We start from the raw sequence: 16,282 nt of genomic DNA, 5'->3' as shown, positions 1-16,282 counted from the left end.
GACCATGAACGAGCGGAACTTCAGCACGGGGATCCCGGCGGTGGACTTCCTCGTCACCTTCCTCCAGGGCCGCGTGCAGCGTGCCCGCTCCGGCGAACTCGACCGCGGTGCCTCCGCCGTCGAGTGGGTCATCATCTCCGCGGTCGTCGTGGCGATCGTCGGCGTGGTCGCCGCGATCATCAACCGTGCCCTGGAAGGTGGCGCCGAGAAGGTCGAGAACTGCATCAACGGCGCCAACCAGAGCGGCACCTGCTGAAGCAGCGGAATCGAAGAAGGTACGGGGGTCTGGTGCAGCGCATGCGGGCATGGGTACGCCGGCGACGGGAAGCCGCGACGGGCGGCGACTCCGGCATGACCGCGATCGAGTTCGTGCTGCTCACCCCCGTCCTGTTCTTCATGATCTTCGCCACCGTGCAGTTCGCCCTGTACTTCTTCGCCGACCACGTGGCCCAGGCGGCCGCCCAGGCCGGCGCCCGCAAGGCCCGCGCCACGGCACATGACGAGCCGGGTGCGTGGCGGGGCAAGGCGCGGGACGTGGTGGACGACTACATCAGCCAACTGGGCCCGAGCCTGGTGCTGTCACCGGACGTGGAGATGGTGCAGCCGGAGCAGAACACGGTGGGTGTGGAGATCACGGCACGTGTCCCGTCGGTCTTCCCCGGCCTGGATCTCACCGTGCACGCCCAGTCGGTCGGCCCGGTGGAGCGGTTCGTGACGGAGGACGGCAACTAGATGTCCTCTCTCAAGCGCCGCCTGGACGACGACCGGGGGCTGTCCGCCATCGAGGTCGTGATCCTGGCCCCGGTGATGATCCTCTTCATCCTCGTCCTGGTCGCTTTCGGACAGATGGTGGAGGGACGCGGCGCCATCGACGGCGCCGCCCGCGACGCGGCCCGCGCGGGCTCGCTCCAGTGGGACGTCGGCAACGCCATGGCGGAGGCGCGGAAGGCGGCCGAGGCCGACCTGACGGACGTCTGCGTCGGCCCGGTGACGGTGGACAAGACCAGCGCCGGCTTCGAGGACGCCGAGCTCTTCACGGTCGAGGTCAGCTGCCGGGTGAAGGGTCTGGCCATCGTCGGCCTGGACATCAAGACCACGATGTCGGGTTCCTTCACGGCCCCGCTCGACCCGTTCAAGAGGAAGGCGGGATGAGGAACTTGAGCGTTCCTGCCGCTGTCCGCGCATGGCTGGACTCCCGCCGCGCCCACCTCGACGACCGCGGCTCCGGCGCCGGCGCGGTCATCATCTTCGCCCTCGTCTTCATCTCCCTCTCCGCCTTCGTGATCGACGGCGGCCTCTCCATCTCCAAGCGGGAACGCGCGGCGGACATCGCCGAACAGGCGGCCCGCTACGCCGCCCAGGACATCGACACCGACGCCCTCTACGAGAACGAGGGCGGCGAAGCACCGATCAACTACGAGAACTGCGACGCCCGCGTCAAGGCCTTCGCCCGCGAGATGGACATGTCCGGCGCGGACATCGCCGCCACCCACTGCGTGGCGGCGGACGTCGACCAGGTCCAGGTCGAGGTGCAGCTGACGTACTCGCCGGTGTTCGTCGGCATGTTCTACAGCGGCGACGTGGTCGTCCACGGGCAGGCGGTGGCGGAGAACGAGGTCGGCTGACGCCGTCGTCGTACGTACCGCGCCCCGTTAGGGGCGCGGGGAACCGCGCGACCAGCCCCCACCGGCCCGCAGGTCCATCACCGCACTTCCCCAGCAGAACACTCAGCCGCTCGGCGTGGGGCCCGCGCAGTCGTCCCCGGGGGATACGGGAGCGGGGCCCGGGTCGGTCGTGATGGGCGGGTCCGCGGGGTCGGGGGCGGTCGGCGCCGGGTCCTCGACTGGCGGGGCGACCGGCGTGGGGTCCGGGTCGGCCGGTGCGGGGCTCGGGTCCTCAACGGGCTGAGGATCCACCGGAGTCGAGGGGCCCGGGTCCGGCGTGGGGTCGGGTGTCGGCGTGCTCGGGGTCTCAGGTTCGGGAGTGCCCTCGGCGGGAGGCGTCGGTGCCTCAGGGGAGTCGTGGCCGGGCTCCTCGGCGGGCGGGGCCGGTGTGGTGGGGGGCTGCTCGGTGGGCGGTATCGGTGTCTTCGGCGGTTCCGCGACGGGAGGCTCCGGCGTCTTCGGAGGTTCCGCGACGGGCGGCTCCGGTGTCTTCGGTGGGTCCTCGGCAGGGGGCTCCGGTGTCTTCGGAGGTTCCTCGACGGGAGGTTCCGGCGTCTTGGGGGAGTCATCGGCAGGCGGTGCCGGAGCCTCCGGGTCCTCGCCCGCCCCTCCGGTCGTCGGCGGTGCCGGATCCGTGTCCCCCGGCGTCGCGCCCCCAGTCTCCTCCGGCGGCGCGGTCCCGGCGGGCGACGGCGTAGCGGCCACCGGCCCCTCCTCCGCCTCCGTCACATCGGTTACGCCCCCACTCGCGCCCTCGGCCCGAACCCGCACACTGGGCTGAACGTCGGCCGCCCCCTCCGCCGTACCGCCGCCCTCCACTCCGTCACCCTTCGCCGGCGCCTCCGCCACCGGAACCTGGGCCACCGGCGCCTCGGCAACCGGCCGCCGCTGAGCCGGAATCGAACCGGACTCGACGGGCCCGAGGGCGAGGAACACGGCGGCGGCCCCCACCACCACGACCCCCGCGGCGGCAGCGGCCTTGGACACCCCGACCGAGCCGTGCCGCACTCCGTCCAGCAGCCCGCCACCGGACCCACCGAAGGCGGTCGCCGTACCCGCGAACCCCAGCAGGTACTTGCCGGTCCCGCCCACCGCGAACACCAGCAGGGCGGGCCCGACCAGCGCCGGCAGCCGGTTGTTGGCGCTCATCAGCGCCGCCAGCCGCGCCCGGCAGTCGTCGCACGCGTCCACATGCCCGAGCAGCCGCTCGGACTGTCGGGCGGTGGCGGAACCCCGTACATAGGCAGGCATACGAGCCCAGTGCACCTGGCACGCGGGATCGTCGGGCGCACCGGTCTGCGTCCGCAGGAACGCCAGCCGCATCCCTTCCCGCGCCCGGTGCAGCAGTACGGCGGTGGCGCCCTCCTTGGTCCCGAGCTGCGGCCCGATCGCCGCGAGCGGCTGCCCCTCCGCCTCGGCCAACCACAGTGCCTTGACCCACCGTTCGGGCAACTGCCCCAGCACCCGCACCACCATGTCGACGGAGGACACGTGCTCGGCCGGATCGTCCCCGTGCCGCCCGGCCTCGGCCTGCTCGCCGGCCTGCGGATCCAGCGGAGTCTCCCGTACGGCACTCCCCGCGGCGCTCGCCAGATGCCGCAGGGTCGTCATCAGATACGCCGGCACGTTGTCGATCCCGTGCCCCGCGGCCAGCCGCCGCCACACCCGGAAGTGCGCCTCGGCGACGAGGTCTTCGGCGGTGTGGGCATTCCGGGTGAGCGAGCGGGCATACGCGACGAGACGCGGCTGCTGCTCCTCGTAAATCCGGGCGTAGTCGGCGGTGGAAACGGCGGTGGAAACGTCGGACATGGCGAAACGCTCCAGGGGCCTGCTCTGAGCGGGGAAGTATTTGTAAGGCTAGATGGCAAAATATTCAAACAAAGTTTCAGCCTTCACAGAAAGTGACGCACGTCACTCCCGTAACGACGTAATCAGAGACCCCTCCAGTCGCTCGTACACACGTATCGGCCCAACCAGCCCCACATCGGAGCCCGTCCATGTACTTCGCCCTGGAACAGCCCACCGGCGCCCGTCTGCTCACCGAGGACGACGAGGAGCTGGCGGTCCCCGTGACCCTCCGCTACACCTCGGACGACCCCCTGGCCGTCCACTTCGTCTTCCCGCCCTGGATCTCCCTCGACGGCGAGGAGGTCACCTGGACCTTCGCCCGCGGCCTGCTGGAAGAGGGCCTCGGCTGCCCGGCCGGAGTCGGCAACGTCCACGTCCACCCGTACGGCCCGTCCCGCACCGCCGTGGAGTTCCGCGCCCTGGAGGGCGTCGCGCTGGTCGTCTTCGAGACGGCGGCGCTGCACCGGTTCCTGCTCCGCTCGTACGCCGTCATGGAACCGGGCGGCGAGCCCCTGGAACCGGCCCTGGACCGTGGGTTGGCGTCTTTGCTGGGCGGGGTGTGAGCTAGGTTCACGGCATGGTCGACTGGAAGACCGGCGAGGGGGTGTCGGGTATCGCCGACCCCGCCGAGGTGGACGCCGCGTTCGAACGGGGTGAGTGGCCGCTCGGTACGGCCGTGATCGCGCTGGCCTTCAACTGCTCGCTGGAGGAGGCGTCGCCGCGGATCGTCAGGGCGACGCGGTTGCCCGACCGCGATCAGCGGTGGTTCGCGTTCACGGCGGTGGCTGTGGCGGCGCGGCTCAACGGGGCGCTGACGCCGGAGCTGTACGCCGTGCTGCGGGCCGCGGGTCTGCAGGGAACCGCCGAGGACGCCATCAGGGACACGCTGACGTTCGTGCCGTACCGGGATCTGCCGCCGTGGCTCAAACGGATGCGGGTACGGCTGCGAGTACAGGACAAGTTGGAGGCGTGGTGGCTGAGCGCCACGTACGCGGCCGAGGACGCCTGGAAGGCGCTGCGCAGGCTCCGTTCCTGAACCCCGCTCGTCTCAACTGCCCTTGGAGCCCTTCTCCTCGGTCTGCACCTTGCCCTCGAGCCCCTTGGCCAGTTCGTCCTCCAGCTTCTTGAACTCGCGGACGACGGCGTCGGACATGTCGGCCAGTGCCCCGAGCTGCTGGGTGATGTCCTCGCGACCGTCCTCCCAGTTGGACTCGAAGTCCTCGAGGGCGTCATTGACGCTGCCGTCGCCGATGTCCTCCTTGTACTGGGAGAACAGCTTCTTGGTGTGGTTCAGGCGCGTGTTGATCGAGCGCAGCCGGCTGCCGTAGCCCTCGAGTTCGGCGAGCGGGAGCGAGAGGTCCTTGCCCTTGCCCATGATTTCAGTCCCCCGGACAGGTGTTGGGTCAGATGAAGCGGAAGGTGCCGGTCACCGCGTCGAAGATGTCGTGGAAGGCCTCGGCCAGGTCCAGCACGGGACTCGCCCCGGAGACCAGGACGACCTGGTCGGTGGTACCGGGGACGGGGATGTACGTCTGCGTCATCACCATCCGCAGCGTACGGCTGTCGCCCCGCTCGACGGGCACGTCCTCGACACCGAACGTCCGCGCAGCGGTGCCCACTTCGGGAATGTCGACGGTGGTGACCTTGCGCCACGCGTCGCCCTCGCGGCGGGGCGTGACGGTGGAGAGGCTCTCGGCGATGGCGCGGGGGTCCGTGGACAGCGCCACACCCTGCTGGTTCTTCGCCCCCACCACGGAGACCGTCACGGTCGCGGTGAGCGGGACACCGTCGAAGTTCTCCGCCATGCACCCCAGATAGATCGCCCCGGACTCCTGCGCGTCCTTGGCCATCTTGCGGAGCATGGCGGTCAGGTCGGCGCGGTAGGGCTCCAGTTCGGGGGTGTCCCGGACCCGTTCGTCGACCAGGGTGCGGATCGTGGCCTCGCGGCCTTCGGGGCGGATGTCGAACTCCCACCACGATTCAGGGACCGACAGGGAGATTCCGATGGGAGCCGGTTCCCTGGCAGCGTCCCGGGGTTGGGGTTCGTCCCCCGAGGGGGTGGTGGCGCGGTGGGAGCCGTCGCCGGCGGGCAGCCAGTCCAGCAGGTCTTCCGAATGCTCGGAGATCTCCACGTCGGTCGTGAACGAGAGCGGCAGACCCAGCGTGGCCACCCGGGCCATCAGGGTCGGCGAAAGGGCGACCTGAGTGCGGGGGCGCACAAGACCGCTGAGGTCGAGTTGTACCGTCAGTCCGGAATCGCGCAGATCCTGAATTCGCTCCAGAGCGCCGGAGATCTGATTCCCCAGCTCGTCCAGTGAGTACTCCGGGCCCTGCTCCTCGGTGCCGGTCACTTGGACGGCCCAGAGGCCTTCGCCGGAACGGAATGGAGCGGGAGATCCGGATTCCCGGGAAGTCGTCGGAGAAATCCCCAGCCGGCGCGTGACGTCTTCCGGTACCAGATCGGCTCCTGTGATGAGCAGGGTAGCCGTGGGGCCGGACCAGGAGTTTGCCGAGGTCGACATGGCTCTCGCTATCGTTCGCTGGTGCTGGGGGAGACGATGAAGGGAATGTTCAGTGCCGCCACCTGCGAAATGACATCAGGGGTCAAGCTGAATGTGCTGCCGCGGCCGACGAAACCCGAGACATTGATCGAGACCTCGTATCCCCGTTCCGTCAGGGAGGAGATCGACGGGGCGTGCGGGGCGATGTGCTGAAGCAGTTCACGGAGTTGGTCGTCGATCCCGCCGGGCAGCCTTTTGTGCACGGCCAGCGACCAGACACCCTCGTCGGGGAGGCCGAGGCGTCGGGATTCGTCGGTCGGAAGACTTACGGCGGTGGGGGTCAACGGAAGCTCGCGCGCGAGGAGATCGGGGTCCAGATCGGACTTCCGGATGAGGAGCTTGACGTCGGTCTCGACCCAGGCTCCCTCGGTGTAGTCGTACTGCATCTGTCGTCCGGCTCCTTCAGAAGATCTCACGGCAGGCGGCCCAGTGTACTTCTCCCATACCGGGCTTCAGTAGATCGGACAGCTTTGTACGTTCGGCGACCGTGACTGAATTCTCCATGACGCTGAAACTCATTCCACCCGATCCTGCCGGTGCTGCCAGTGTGTAGTTGGGGATCTCCTGATTGGCGTGGGCTATGTCAAATGCTTTTCCGGGGTACACACCGGCCTCCACGGCCACACCGTGCAGGCCTCCGAGTTGATCGCCGTGGTCTACGTAGAACGAGACCGACGTGCCTTCCGGAACCTTTATCGTGCCCGCGCCTTGCTCCAGGAATCCGTGACCGGCGAGAACCGTCCCATCGGTTCTTCCTCCCTGGAATACGCGAGTCGCGTAATAGTGGCCCTGCTCGGCTGTATAGGTCTTCTTCGACATTTGGAGGCCGGCGTTCATGAGCGCTTGTTTGACTGCGCCCACATCAGGGATGGAACCCCCGGATCCGCGGGATGCCATGCCCTTGAGCCACGATCCGTCGAAACCGCGGAAGACGTTCCGCGCGCTTCCGCCGAGGTTGCGGATGCCGTTGGCGAGGTTTTTGAGGCCGCCGCCGATGCCGCCCATGGCTCCGGCTCCGAGGGCTCGGAGGCCTCCGGCTTTCCAGAGTTTGCCGAGTTTGGCGATGCTGGTGAGGCCTTTGGTGGCGGGTATGCAGTCGAGGAGGGCCCAGGCGAGGTCGCCCCAGCCGGCGGTGCCGTTGAGCATTTTTCGTACGGTGTCGGCGAGGACGACGAGGGCGGCGGCGAAGACGAGCCAGCCGAGGGGGCCGCCGATGATCATGACGATGATGCCGACGATGGCGACGACCCATTTGCAGACGGTGACGATCTCGTCCCAGTGGTCGGCGACCCAGTCGCCGATCTCTTCCCACCAGTGGCGGTTGGGGATGCCGGCGTCGGAGGCTTCTTTGAGTTTGGTGACGGTGCGGCGGGCGGCTTCCTCGCGCAGCCCCTTGGCCTGGTCGGCGAGTTTTTTGGCGGCGTCGAGGGCGTTCTGTGCGGTTTCGACGTTGCGTTCGGCGGTGGCCTGGCGGGTTTTGGCGTGCTGGGCGTCGCGGGTGGCGCGGCGGACGTCGGCCTCGTCGGGCTGGGGGATGTCTTTGCCGGGGTTTTTGGCCGGGTCGTAGGAGTCGGCTTTGGCGGTGGCGGTGTGGACCCAGTCGTTGGCGCCGGTGAGGGCGGTTTGTGCGGTGGTGAGTTCGTCGCGGGCTTTGCGGCCGTCGCGTAGGGCTTTGTCGGCTTTGGTCTGGGCGATTTCCAGGTCGGGCCAGAAGGAGGCGAGGGCGTCGCCGGCGAGGTCGTAGGACTTGCGGAGTTTGCGTAGTTGCTTGGGGGCGTCGCCGAACTGGTCGGCGAAGGTTTTGGCGGTCTTGCCGGCCCAGGAGAGGATCTCGTCCTCGGTGGCTATGCCTTTGAGGTCGCGCAGGGCGTCGGCGACGTCGTCGGCGAAGTCGTGCAGGGTGCCGGCGAGTTTGCGGATGCGCTGCGGGTCGCCCGGGGTGGGGTCTTTGTCCAGGTCGAGTATGTGCCAGTCCGTCGGCCTGTGTGACATGTGTTGCCCCCGTAACACCTGCAACGCTTACATCAGAACTCGCGTGTGAATCTAGCGCATGGGGCGGCGATACCGGAGGGACCGGGCTCTCGTTCACCGTGGGTTGCGCCTCACCCGAAGTACTTGCGGATCTCCTGGGGAGGGTGCCCGTGCCTCTGCCACTCGGCCGCCAGATGGGCGGCGAGCAGGGGGAAACCTCTGACCGCGTCCCGTTCCTCCGAGGAGCCCGAGAGGCTTTTGCCGCTCAGGCTCATGCGGAGGGTGGCGATGGGCGTTCCGTGCGAGTCCGCGGGGCGGATTGAGTCGGACCGCTCGTCGAGGACGAGGAACACCTCGTCCATGCCGTCGACTTCGCCTCTGTAGAGATGGGCGGGGGAGTGGGCGTCAGAAGTGCGGGCGAGTTGGAAGAAGTAGGTCACCGAGGCTCCGAGGGAGGAAAGAGGGAACGATATGGGCTGGCTGGCAGGATCTGCGGCATGAGCCTCACCCCGACCCCCACCCTCACAGAGCGTCGATCGCCATGGGTTGTCTTCACGCGCTGTGGCGACCCATGGGTGTACGTCGAGACCGCCGAACTCCGGAAGGCGGGCGGGCGCGTCTTCCGCCTGGATGGATGGGAACTGCTGGAGCCGAAGGCCCTGTTCGCCGCGTTTGCCCGGGAACTCGGTTTCCCCGGCTACTTCGGCCATAACTGGGACGCGCTCGTCGACTGTCTGCACGACCGGCACGACACGACGGACAGTGTGGTCCAGATCGAGCATGCCGATGGTCTGCTCGGTGCCGACTTCCTGGGGGTCTTCGTCTCCGTGCTCTGCCAGGCCGCGTGGCGGGCCAATCTGCAGCTGGACGCTGACGGGGTGCCGGATCCGGACTGGACGCCGTTCGCACTGCACTTCGTCCTTCTCCTCGACGACACCCTGCCCGCCGACTTCGCCGAGGCTTCCGGGGGTGGGTTGGACGTGGAGGTGTCGCTGGGAGAGGGCCGGCTGGTGGCGACCCTCTCCGGGGAGGACTGGCCGGAGGTGTAGGGGATGGTCGGCGGGAGTCGGCGTGCTGCCGGCCGAGGGCGGTGATCCGGGCGGCCTTCGGTGTCAGCTCGGCCGTGCCCTGTCCCTGGAAGACATCAGTGATCAGGTCGCCCCTGATGGCACCGAGAGCGGCCTGCTCCTCGCTGGGGACGAGCGAACGGCTGTAGCGGTAGGCGGGCTTCACCAGGATCTCCGGGTTGTGCGCGGACGGGAACAGGGCCAGGACGCCGCCGTCCGCGGCGCGTACACGCTCGGGTCGGCCGGGGGGTTGGCGAAGAACACCCAGCAGCTTCTCGTCCAAGGACGCGTCGGCTTTGTTCTTGACCTTCTCGTAGGTGGCGAACACCGCGGCGGCGGCCTTCGCCGTCATCAGGCTCTCTCTTCTCTTGTCACCGTGGAGAGTTGGCGGACGGACCGTGACGCCCGTCAGCGGTTGATCGACTGGATCTCCTGGACGTTCATGTCCTGCGTCGTCTCGAAGGTGCCGTCGGGCAGGTCGCCGCCGGTGCTGTTCGCGCCCTGCCAGGTGATCTGCCAGGTCACCGAGGCGGACAGACGGTGGGGCGTGCCGTCCGTGGCCTTGAGGTAGCGGATGCCGCAGGGCGGGGTTCGGTCGGCGGCGCGCTTCTCGTACGGCGTGCCGATGCTGCCGTCGGCGTTGATCTCGCAGTCCCCGGAGGCGGGGTAGGTCTGCGCGTCCTCCGTGCCCGGGTCGAGGTGGAGGGCGACGGGCTTGGCCGTGGTCTCCGCCCACAACCCCGTGTTCGGGAGCTCGGCGCGGACCTTGACGTCCTGGAAGGTGGCTTTGTCCAGCCAGACCCAAGTGGGCAGGTTCACCGTGGACTTGGTGGTGGGCTTCAGGTCGATCTCGGTGCCCGGGACCTTGACCTTGTTGTACGCGTACTCGGCGAGCGTCTTCGGGGTGGGCGCGTGGGCGATCTTCGGGATCTGGCCCGCCGGCTGCCAGAACATGATGCGGGTGCAGTCCCAGGAGTCCGGGTCGGAGATGTCCGGTGCGACGCTGCGCCAGAAGTAGCCGTTCTGGCCGAGGTTGTAGTTCTTGTAGCCCTCGACGCTCGCACCGTTCTCGAAGATGTTGGTCGTGGGTTTGTCGACCCTGTAGTGGTCCGTCCAGAGTCCCTTGCCGGCCCAGTACTCGTGGATGCCGACGTCCCCGACCCCGTTGGTCTCCGAGAAGTCCTTCAGTGCCGCGGGGGTGAAGACCGGCTCGTACCAGCAGGCCGACGGCTTCCAATTGACGTCCATGGACGAGACGGCGCCGCGCTTGCCGCCGGTGGGACCACTGACCTGGGTGACCTTGATCCGGGACTGGCCGGCCGAGGCCAGCAGGGTCTTCCCGTCGGCGCCGCCCTCCGTGGTGTCGTGGCCGCCGGGCACGGGCTTGCCTGCGTACGCGGTGCCCGCGGTCCAGACGAGGGCTCCTGTGGCGAGGGCCAGAACCCACGCCGCGCGCCGGGGGAGATCACTCCTGGCATTCCGTCGCCTTCTCCTTGACGGTGATCAGCTGGGCGCGCCACACCGGCGAGCCCTTCGCGGACGCCATGACGAGGTTGAACTTGAGGAAATCGTCCGGGCTTTCCTCGGTGTGGAGGACCTTCCCGCTCTTCACTTCCTTGCCGTAGACCTTCGAGGCGTCCTCGCAGAAGGAGACGCGCACGAGCTTCACCGACTTCGAGTCGCCGGCCGCGCTGGTCTCCGCCCGGTAGTAACGGTCCTTGCCGGTGAGCGTCCAGCCGCCCTTCACGTACTCCTTGATCTGCGTGTTCGCGTACCGGGCGGCGTCCCCGGCGGAGTAGTACTGATAGGCGGGATCGGAGGGGTCCTGCCGCGTGATGCCGTGGTTCAGCGCGCGGACGTAGTTCTCCGCGTCGGCGCGTGCGGCCGCGTTGTCCGCGTCCGACGGCTTCTCGAAGTCGAAGACCAGGTCCAGGTCCTCGGGAAGGCTCACATCCGGTCTGTCGGCAACGGGCGATGCCGACGCGGAGGCGGAAGCCGACGGGCTGCCCGACGCCGTGCCCGCCCCCTTGATGTCATCCCCAGACCCCCCGTCACCCCCACCGCACGCGGTGAGCAGAAGGGTCGCCGCCATGGCGAACGCGGCGGCGGTGACGGGCAGGGCGCGGCGGGCCACGATGGATCTCCCCCGGAGGTCGGCGTGTGCAACGGGGAACGAAGCTATCAGGGGCAGGTGAGGGGTCCTTAACTACCTGCGGGGGATTGTGCAGAGAGCGTGAGGGTGTGGCGTGGCGATTGCGAACGGCGATACGAGTGAGAGGTCAAAGGGGCGTCAACTCGGGCATGTCCGGCAGGTCGTGAGGAAGTGATCCGAGAGGTTGTCCACAGGGCCCTGCCCGACCTTCGACGCCGTACATAAGATCTCTGTAGGCTCAGTACACCCCTCAGCACACCCACACCCACTCCCTTCACACACCACCCAGGACACCCGCCATGTCCAGGCCTCGTACCCCTCCAGCGCCGTCAAGGAAAACGTCCCGGCCAAGCTGGTGAGGCTCAAGATGATCAACCACAAGAAGAAGCAGAAGGTGCTCCCGCCTCCGTGCGACGGGTGAGGGACGAAAGAAGGAAGACGACCAGTCATGCCGTCCGAGTGGAACTGGGAAAGCGGCGAGGGTCTGCTGGGTCTCGACGACCCCGCGGACTGGGACGCGGCGTACGAGCGCGGTGAGCAGCACCTCGGCACGGCGGCGATCGGACTGGCCTTCAACTGCTCCCTGGAAGAGGCATCGCCGCGCATCATCAAGGCGATGGGATTGCCGGACCGCGGTCAGCGAGGCTTCGCCTACACCGCGGCCGGCACCGCGGCCCGCCTCAACGGCACGCTGACACCGGAGCTGTACGCCGCGCTGCGGGCGGAGGGGCATCACGGCATCGCCGAGAACGCCATCGACGACACCTTGGACTATGTGCCGTTCCGGCAACTGCCGACCTGGTTCAAGTGGCGGAAGATCGCGTCAAAGGTGCAGGACAAACTGAAGACCTGGCGACTGACCATCACGTATGCGGCCGAGGACGCCTGGAATGCCGTACGCGGTCGTCGTGAACGGTGACCCCTGAAGAGACCTTCCGCAGTTCACCGGCGGAACGCGTGGCGAGGCTCCTCCTCGGCGTCGGCTACATCGGCCCGGGAAAGAGCGTTGAGGTGGTGAGGCAAGTCATCCGTCCGTCGGGACACGGCCGGAGGTGGCGTCGGTCGGCCGAGACCGAACGGGTGCTGCGCAAAGCGGGATGGCAACCAGGGCGTTCCGTGGCGACGGAGACGTGGGAGTGGATCCTGCGTGAGCGTGGCGCCTTCGTGGTCCACGAGGCTGCCCGTCAATTCCTCGCCGAGTTCGGTGGTGTGGGCGTCCCGTTCCGGGAGCCGTGGGACTCCATGCCGTGGGGAGAGTTCCGACCGGAGCCGCTCCTGGCCCTGTGGGACGATGAGATCTTCGACGACCTCAGCGAGCAGGTCGGCACGGTGTACGTGGGTATGGACTCGGTCGCGCTGCTGGCGCCGACACCGGACGAGGCGATGCAGTGGCCGACACGGAGGGCCCGGTGACGAAGGGCGCGGGCCCGCGCCTGGGACCTTCCCTCACTCGGCGCCGGCCGCCCTGGGCCGTCTTCACGTTGCGGAACGACCCTTGGCCGGCTGCCGCGACCGCCGAACTCCTGGAACGGGACGGACGCGTGTTCCGGCTCGACGGGCGGGAGTTGCTGGAGCGGGGGACCCTGTTCACCGTATTCGCCCGCGAGTTGGGCTTCCCGGGCTACTTCGGCCACAACTGGGACGCGCTCGTGGACTGTCTGCACGATCGGCACGACGAGCAGGACACCGCTGTCGTGATCGACCATGCCGACGGTCTGCTCGGAGTCGACTTCCTGGGGGTGTTCGTCTCGGTCCTGTGCCAGGCCGCCTGGCGGGCCAATCTTCGGCTCGACGCAGACGGAGTGCCGGACCCGGACTGGAATCCGTTCGCCCTGCACTTCGTCTTCCTGCTCGACAGCGCCTCACCCGCGGCCTTCGCCGAGGCCGTGTCCGCCGGTATGGATATGGAGGTGTCGCTCGACGAGGGGCGCCTCATGGCGACCCTCGCCGGGGACGACTGGCCGACGTGCGGGTCAGGGAAGCCTGAGTGAGTGGCGTGTCATCCCTGTCTCGGATGCGGTCCGTGAGCGGGCGACGGGCTGCACTGATCTGGCCGGAGACTCAGGCGTGGCTCAGCGCGAATCGACGTGCTGGAAGTCGACGGCCGTGATCCGGGCGGCCTTCGGGGTCAGTTCGGCCACGCCCTGGCCCTGGAACGTGTCGGTGATCAGGGGGCCCCTGGTGGCGCCGAGGGCGGACTGCGTGTCGCTCGGCACGAGAGAGGCGTTGGACCGGTAGGCGGGCTTCAGCAGGGTTTCCTGGGTGTGCGAGGCCGGGAACAGGGCGAGGACGCCGCCGTCGGCGGTGCGCAGGGCGTACACGCTGGGGTCGGCCGGGGTCTTGGTGAAGAACTTCTGGGTGGCGGCGCCGTCGGCCGCGCCCTTGGTGCTGCTGTTCTTGTAGGTCTTGAGGGCTTCCTCGACCGGCCCCGTGGCGGCGAGGCCCTTGCCTTCCTTTGTGCCGCCGGTCTCGAGAAGGTCCTCGTAGGCGGTGGCCACGTCGGACGGGGCGAGTTTGCCGACCTTCGTGCCGGGGGCGACGGCCTGGGCCAGACCGCCCTTGCCGACGGCGAGCTTCGGGAACGGTTCCCCGCTGTCGGCCCACAGGGACAGCACCATCTTGTACGTCCCGCCCACCTTGTCGAAGACCAGCAGCACCGAACTCTTCTCGTTCTCGCTGGAACCGGCCCGGACGGCGAACCAGTCACCGGCGCCCTTCTCCGGGATCACGTACTGGCGGTCCGTGTAGGAGAAGGGCTTGGCGTAGGCCTTCCGGTCCTTGGCCGAGAAGGTCGGGACGAGGGTGTAGTTCGCCTTGTCCATCGCGTGGACCTGGCCGCCCTCGACCGTGGCGAGGAGCTTCTCGTCGAGCGCCGCGTTGGCCTTGTTGTTGACCTTCTCGTAGTTGTCCATCACCGCGGCGGCGGCCTTCTCCGTCACCACGCCCTGGGGTGCGGCGCTCGCGGACTCCTCGCCGTTCGCGCCGTCGGAGCCCGTGCCGCCACCGCATGCGGTGAGGGCGACGGCCGTGGCCACGCCCAGCGCGGTCGCGGTGAGGCGACGGCCGGGCAGGGAACGGGTGGTGCGCGCGCGGGGCGTCATCAGGCTCTCTCTTCTCTTGTCACGGTTGTCACGGTGGCGAGTTGGTGGGGAGGGGCGGAGCCGGCGGATCAGCGGTTGATCGACTGGATCTCCTGGACGTTCATGTCCTGCGTCGTCTCGAACGTTCCGTCGGGCAGGTCGCCGCCGGTGCCGTCCGAGCCCTGCCAGGTGATCTGCCAGGTCACCGAGGCGGACAGGCGGTAGGGCGTGCCGTTCGTGGCCTTGAGGTAGCGGATGCCGCAGGGCGGGGTCCGGTCGGAGTCGCCTCTTTGATAGGGCGTGCCGATTGATCCGTCCTCGTTGATCTCGCAGTTGCCCGAGGCGGGGATGGCCTGCGCGTACTCCGTGCCCGGGTTCAGGTGCAGGGCGACCGGCTTCGCGGTGGTCTCCGCCCACAGACCGGTGTTCGGGAGCTCCGCGCGAACCTTGATCTCCCTGAAGGTCCCCTTGTCCAGCCAGACCCAAGTCGGGGCGTTGACCGTGGACTTGGTCGCCGGCTTCAGCTCGATCTCGGTGCCCGGGACCTTGACCTTGTCGTACGCGTACTCGGCGAGGGTCTTCGGGGTGGGGGCGTTCGGTACGTCGGGGATGTCGCCGGCGTTCTGCCAGAACATGACGCGCTCACAGCCGAACGAGTCCGGGTCGGAGGGGTCCCGGGCCACACCGCGCCAGAAGTAGCCCTTCTCGCCGATGTTGTAGTTGTCGTAACCCCCGCGGGACACGAGCGCGTCGTCCTCGTAGTTGTACGCGACCTTGCCGTCCCGGTAGTGGTCCGTCCACAGCTTCTGGCCGCCCCACATTTCGTGGGGGCTGACATATCCGAGCGGATTGTCCCCCTCCGAGAACGCCTTGAGCTGCTCCGGTGTGTAGGCGGGCTCGTACCAGCAGGGCGGCGGCTCCCAGTTCACGTCCGTCGAGGAGATGCTGCCGGTCTTGCCGCCGGTGGGACCGCTGACCTGGGTGACCTTGATTCGGGATACGGCGGCTGACAAGGCACCGTTACTGTCGGCGTTGCCCGACGTCGGGGGAGGAGTCGTGTTGTCGGCGGGCCCGTTCGCGTGTGCCGTGCCGCCGGTCCACAGCACCGCTGCCGCTCCCACGAGACCGCACCGGCGCAGCAACCGTCGCGAGGGCGTCACGGTCGGCACTCCTTCGCCTTGCCGATCACCTCGATGGTGAAGGCTCTCCATACTTCCGAGGAGCCGGACGGGGGGATCATGCGCAGCCGGAACGTCTGGTAACTCGCCAGGTTCTCCTCCGAGGAGAGGACCTTCCCGCTCTTGATCTCCTTGCCGTAGAACTTGGCCTGGTTCCGGCAGAACTTGACCAGGACGCCCTGGCCACCACTCAGGGTGCTGACCTCTTCGTCGTAGTACTTGTCCGTCCCGGTGACGGTCCAGCCGCCCTTCTTCCAGGTCTCGATCTGCGACTTGGCGTACTGCGCGGCCTGGTTGAGCGAGTAGTAGCGGTACGCCGGGTCGTTCGGGTCCTGCTGATCGATGCCGTGATCCAGCGCACGGATGTAGTTCTGCGCGCCGACGAGCGCCGCCGCGTGCTTCGCGTCGGACGGTTCGTCGAAGTCGAAGACCAGGTCGAGGTCCTTCGGAACGCTGATGTAGGGTGCGCCTGCCGGCGTCGACGCCGAGGCCGAAGCCGACGGACTCCCCGCCCCCGTGCCCGCCCCCTTGATGTCATCCGGAGACCCCCCGTCACCCCCACCGCACGCGGTGAGCAGAAGGGTCGCCGTCATGGCGAACGCGGCGGCGGTGACGGGCAGGGCGCGGCGGGCCACGATGGATCTCCCCCGGAGGTCGGCGTGTGCAACGGGGAACGAAGTTATCAGGGGCAGATGAGGGGACTTGAACTGCCTGCGGTGGATTGTGCAGAGAGCGTGAGGGTGTGGCGTGGCGATTGCGAA

General features: G+C 68.3%; 21 protein-coding genes and 1 pseudogene. 10 read left to right on the top strand and 12 right to left on the bottom strand.

What is annotated here, in order from left to right:
- Nucleotides 1-4 precede the first annotated feature (4 nt).
- Genes ACIOHP_RS03640 through ACIOHP_RS03625 form a run of 4 tightly spaced genes read left to right on the top strand, consistent with a single transcriptional unit; the run spans nucleotide 5 to nucleotide 1,625 of the window.
- On the top strand, nucleotides 5-256 hold the full coding sequence (locus tag ACIOHP_RS03640) for a hypothetical protein (protein ID WP_046263660.1): 252 nt from the start codon (nucleotides 5-7) through the stop codon (nucleotides 254-256).
- A 41-nt stretch (nucleotides 257-297) separates the two neighbouring features.
- The gene (locus tag ACIOHP_RS03635; protein ID WP_401882969.1) at nucleotides 298-732 is read left to right on the top strand and encodes a TadE family protein; all 435 of its coding nucleotides are present in this window, start codon (nucleotides 298-300) and stop codon (nucleotides 730-732) included.
- Nucleotides 733-1,152, top strand: coding sequence for a TadE/TadG family type IV pilus assembly protein (locus tag ACIOHP_RS03630; protein WP_361546926.1), 420 nt, complete (start codon nucleotides 733-735; stop codon nucleotides 1,150-1,152). It begins immediately after the preceding gene.
- A complete protein-coding gene (locus ACIOHP_RS03625; RefSeq protein ID WP_361546923.1) occupies nucleotides 1,149-1,625 on the top strand; it encodes a pilus assembly protein TadG-related protein in 477 nt (158 codons plus the stop codon). Before ACIOHP_RS03630 ends, ACIOHP_RS03625 begins: the two co-directional genes overlap by 4 nt.
- A gap of 102 nt (nucleotides 1,626-1,727) precedes the next feature.
- Here ACIOHP_RS03625 and ACIOHP_RS03620 read toward each other — a convergent pair whose 3' ends face one another.
- On the bottom strand, nucleotides 1,728-3,473 hold the full coding sequence (locus ACIOHP_RS03620; protein ID WP_401882965.1) for a sigma factor: 1,746 nt from the start codon (nucleotides 3,471-3,473) through the stop codon (nucleotides 1,728-1,730).
- A 188-nt stretch (nucleotides 3,474-3,661) separates the two neighbouring features.
- Here ACIOHP_RS03620 and ACIOHP_RS03615 point away from each other — a divergent pair, with 188 nt between their 5' ends.
- Both ACIOHP_RS03615 and ACIOHP_RS03610 read left to right on the top strand, forming a co-directional pair.
- The gene (locus tag ACIOHP_RS03615; protein ID WP_401882963.1) at nucleotides 3,662-4,075 is read left to right on the top strand and encodes an SsgA family sporulation/cell division regulator; all 414 of its coding nucleotides are present in this window, start codon (nucleotides 3,662-3,664) and stop codon (nucleotides 4,073-4,075) included.
- Between the two features lie 14 nt (nucleotides 4,076-4,089).
- Nucleotides 4,090-4,548, top strand: coding sequence for a hypothetical protein (locus ACIOHP_RS03610; protein ID WP_401882960.1), 459 nt, complete (start codon nucleotides 4,090-4,092; stop codon nucleotides 4,546-4,548).
- A 12-nt stretch (nucleotides 4,549-4,560) separates the two neighbouring features.
- Here the strand turns inward: ACIOHP_RS03610 and ACIOHP_RS03605 are convergent, their stop codons facing one another.
- From ACIOHP_RS03605 to ACIOHP_RS03580, 6 genes and pseudogenes are all read right to left on the bottom strand, one after another.
- Nucleotides 4,561-4,887 (bottom strand): hypothetical protein, encoded by a 327-nt coding sequence (locus ACIOHP_RS03605; protein ID WP_361546914.1) that lies wholly within the window; start codon nucleotides 4,885-4,887, stop codon nucleotides 4,561-4,563.
- A gap of 28 nt (nucleotides 4,888-4,915) precedes the next feature.
- Nucleotides 4,916-5,437, bottom strand: a complete 522-nt coding sequence (locus ACIOHP_RS03600; protein WP_361547246.1) for a hypothetical protein — start codon at nucleotides 5,435-5,437, stop codon at nucleotides 4,916-4,918.
- A 228-nt stretch (nucleotides 5,438-5,665) separates the two neighbouring features.
- Nucleotides 5,666-6,034, bottom strand: a pseudogene (locus ACIOHP_RS03595) (DUF4279 domain-containing protein); the annotation flags it as partial.
- An 8-nt stretch (nucleotides 6,035-6,042) separates the two neighbouring features.
- Nucleotides 6,043-6,459 carry a DUF4279 domain-containing protein gene (locus ACIOHP_RS03590; protein WP_351693679.1) on the bottom strand — a complete coding sequence of 139 codons (417 nt, stop codon included), beginning with the start codon at nucleotides 6,457-6,459 and terminating at the stop codon, nucleotides 6,043-6,045.
- Nucleotides 6,460-6,475: 16 nt separating this feature from the next.
- Nucleotides 6,476-8,065, bottom strand: a complete 1,590-nt coding sequence (locus tag ACIOHP_RS03585) for a putative adhesin (RefSeq protein WP_401882956.1) — start codon at nucleotides 8,063-8,065, stop codon at nucleotides 6,476-6,478.
- A gap of 110 nt (nucleotides 8,066-8,175) precedes the next feature.
- On the bottom strand, nucleotides 8,176-8,484 hold the full coding sequence (locus ACIOHP_RS03580; RefSeq protein WP_401882953.1) for a hypothetical protein: 309 nt from the start codon (nucleotides 8,482-8,484) through the stop codon (nucleotides 8,176-8,178).
- 57 nt (nucleotides 8,485-8,541) lie between these two features.
- Between ACIOHP_RS03580 and ACIOHP_RS03575 the strand changes: the two genes are divergently transcribed.
- The gene (locus ACIOHP_RS03575) at nucleotides 8,542-9,093 is read left to right on the top strand and encodes a barstar family protein (RefSeq protein WP_401882950.1); all 552 of its coding nucleotides are present in this window, start codon (nucleotides 8,542-8,544) and stop codon (nucleotides 9,091-9,093) included.
- Nucleotides 9,094-9,519: 426 nt separating this feature from the next.
- Here the strand turns inward: ACIOHP_RS03575 and ACIOHP_RS03570 are convergent, their stop codons facing one another.
- Both ACIOHP_RS03570 and ACIOHP_RS03565 read right to left on the bottom strand, forming a co-directional pair.
- Nucleotides 9,520-10,491, bottom strand: a complete 972-nt coding sequence (locus ACIOHP_RS03570) for a hypothetical protein (protein ID WP_401882948.1) — start codon at nucleotides 10,489-10,491, stop codon at nucleotides 9,520-9,522.
- A gap of 85 nt (nucleotides 10,492-10,576) precedes the next feature.
- Complete coding sequence (locus ACIOHP_RS03565) at nucleotides 10,577-11,245, bottom strand: hypothetical protein (RefSeq protein WP_401882945.1); 669 nt, start codon at nucleotides 11,243-11,245, stop codon at nucleotides 10,577-10,579.
- Nucleotides 11,246-11,711: 466 nt separating this feature from the next.
- Here ACIOHP_RS03565 and ACIOHP_RS03560 point away from each other — a divergent pair, with 466 nt between their 5' ends.
- From ACIOHP_RS03560 to ACIOHP_RS03550, 3 genes are read left to right on the top strand one after another with little or no spacing between them, the layout of a single operon-like run.
- Nucleotides 11,712-12,182, top strand: coding sequence for a hypothetical protein (locus tag ACIOHP_RS03560; RefSeq protein ID WP_361546896.1), 471 nt, complete (start codon nucleotides 11,712-11,714; stop codon nucleotides 12,180-12,182).
- Entirely contained in the window at nucleotides 12,179-12,676 is a 498-nt protein-coding gene (locus tag ACIOHP_RS03555; RefSeq protein WP_401882942.1) for an SUKH-3 domain-containing protein, read from the top strand. The genes ACIOHP_RS03560 and ACIOHP_RS03555 overlap by 4 nt, the downstream gene beginning before the upstream one ends.
- The gene (locus tag ACIOHP_RS03550; protein WP_401882939.1) at nucleotides 12,652-13,254 is read left to right on the top strand and encodes a barstar family protein; all 603 of its coding nucleotides are present in this window, start codon (nucleotides 12,652-12,654) and stop codon (nucleotides 13,252-13,254) included. Before ACIOHP_RS03555 ends, ACIOHP_RS03550 begins: the two co-directional genes overlap by 25 nt.
- 81 nt (nucleotides 13,255-13,335) lie before the next feature.
- Here the strand turns inward: ACIOHP_RS03550 and ACIOHP_RS03545 are convergent, their stop codons facing one another.
- The 3 genes from ACIOHP_RS03545 to ACIOHP_RS03535 all read right to left on the bottom strand — a co-directional run bounded on the left by ACIOHP_RS03545 (nucleotide 13,336) and on the right by ACIOHP_RS03535 (nucleotide 16,156).
- Entirely contained in the window at nucleotides 13,336-14,364 is a 1,029-nt protein-coding gene (locus ACIOHP_RS03545) for a hypothetical protein (protein ID WP_401882936.1), read from the bottom strand.
- 68 nt (nucleotides 14,365-14,432) lie between these two features.
- Nucleotides 14,433-15,512 (bottom strand): hypothetical protein, encoded by a 1,080-nt coding sequence (locus tag ACIOHP_RS03540; RefSeq protein WP_401882933.1) that lies wholly within the window; start codon nucleotides 15,510-15,512, stop codon nucleotides 14,433-14,435.
- The gene (locus ACIOHP_RS03535) at nucleotides 15,500-16,156 is read right to left on the bottom strand and encodes a hypothetical protein (protein ID WP_401882930.1); all 657 of its coding nucleotides are present in this window, start codon (nucleotides 16,154-16,156) and stop codon (nucleotides 15,500-15,502) included. Before ACIOHP_RS03535 ends, ACIOHP_RS03540 begins: the two co-directional genes overlap by 13 nt.
- Nucleotides 16,157-16,282: the final 126 nt, after the last annotated feature.

Source organism: Streptomyces sp. NPDC087859, from assembly GCF_044742595.1.
Taxonomy (GTDB): domain Bacteria; phylum Actinomycetota; class Actinomycetes; order Streptomycetales; family Streptomycetaceae; genus Streptomyces; species Streptomyces canus_F.
This window is presented reverse-complemented; position numbering and strand designations above follow the sequence as displayed.

Excerpts from the sequence above, each read along its gene's own strand:
- ACIOHP_RS03615 (WP_401882963.1), top strand. The coding sequence starts at position 3,662 with ATGTACTTCGCCCTGGAACAGCCCACCGGCGCCCGTCTGCTCACCGAG.
- ACIOHP_RS03620 (WP_401882965.1), bottom strand. The coding sequence starts at position 3,473 with ATGTCCGACGTTTCCACCGCCGTTTCCACCGCCGACTACGCCCGGATT.
- ACIOHP_RS03545 (WP_401882936.1), bottom strand. The coding sequence starts at position 14,364 with ATGACGCCCCGCGCGCGCACCACCCGTTCCCTGCCCGGCCGTCGCCTC.
- ACIOHP_RS03605 (WP_361546914.1), bottom strand. The coding sequence starts at position 4,887 with ATGGGCAAGGGCAAGGACCTCTCGCTCCCGCTCGCCGAACTCGAGGGC.
- ACIOHP_RS03630 (WP_361546926.1), top strand. The coding sequence starts at position 733 with ATGTCCTCTCTCAAGCGCCGCCTGGACGACGACCGGGGGCTGTCCGCC.
- ACIOHP_RS03640 (WP_046263660.1), top strand. The coding sequence starts at position 5 with ATGAACGAGCGGAACTTCAGCACGGGGATCCCGGCGGTGGACTTCCTC.
- ACIOHP_RS03590 (WP_351693679.1), bottom strand. The coding sequence starts at position 6,459 with ATGCAGTACGACTACACCGAGGGAGCCTGGGTCGAGACCGACGTCAAG.
- ACIOHP_RS03610 (WP_401882960.1), top strand. The coding sequence starts at position 4,090 with ATGGTCGACTGGAAGACCGGCGAGGGGGTGTCGGGTATCGCCGACCCC.
- ACIOHP_RS03625 (WP_361546923.1), top strand. The coding sequence starts at position 1,149 with ATGAGGAACTTGAGCGTTCCTGCCGCTGTCCGCGCATGGCTGGACTCC.
- ACIOHP_RS03560 (WP_361546896.1), top strand. The coding sequence starts at position 11,712 with ATGCCGTCCGAGTGGAACTGGGAAAGCGGCGAGGGTCTGCTGGGTCTC.
- ACIOHP_RS03585 (WP_401882956.1), bottom strand. The coding sequence starts at position 8,065 with ATGTCACACAGGCCGACGGACTGGCACATACTCGACCTGGACAAAGAC.
- ACIOHP_RS03635 (WP_401882969.1), top strand. The coding sequence starts at position 298 with ATGCGGGCATGGGTACGCCGGCGACGGGAAGCCGCGACGGGCGGCGAC.
- ACIOHP_RS03575 (WP_401882950.1), top strand. The coding sequence starts at position 8,542 with ATGAGCCTCACCCCGACCCCCACCCTCACAGAGCGTCGATCGCCATGG.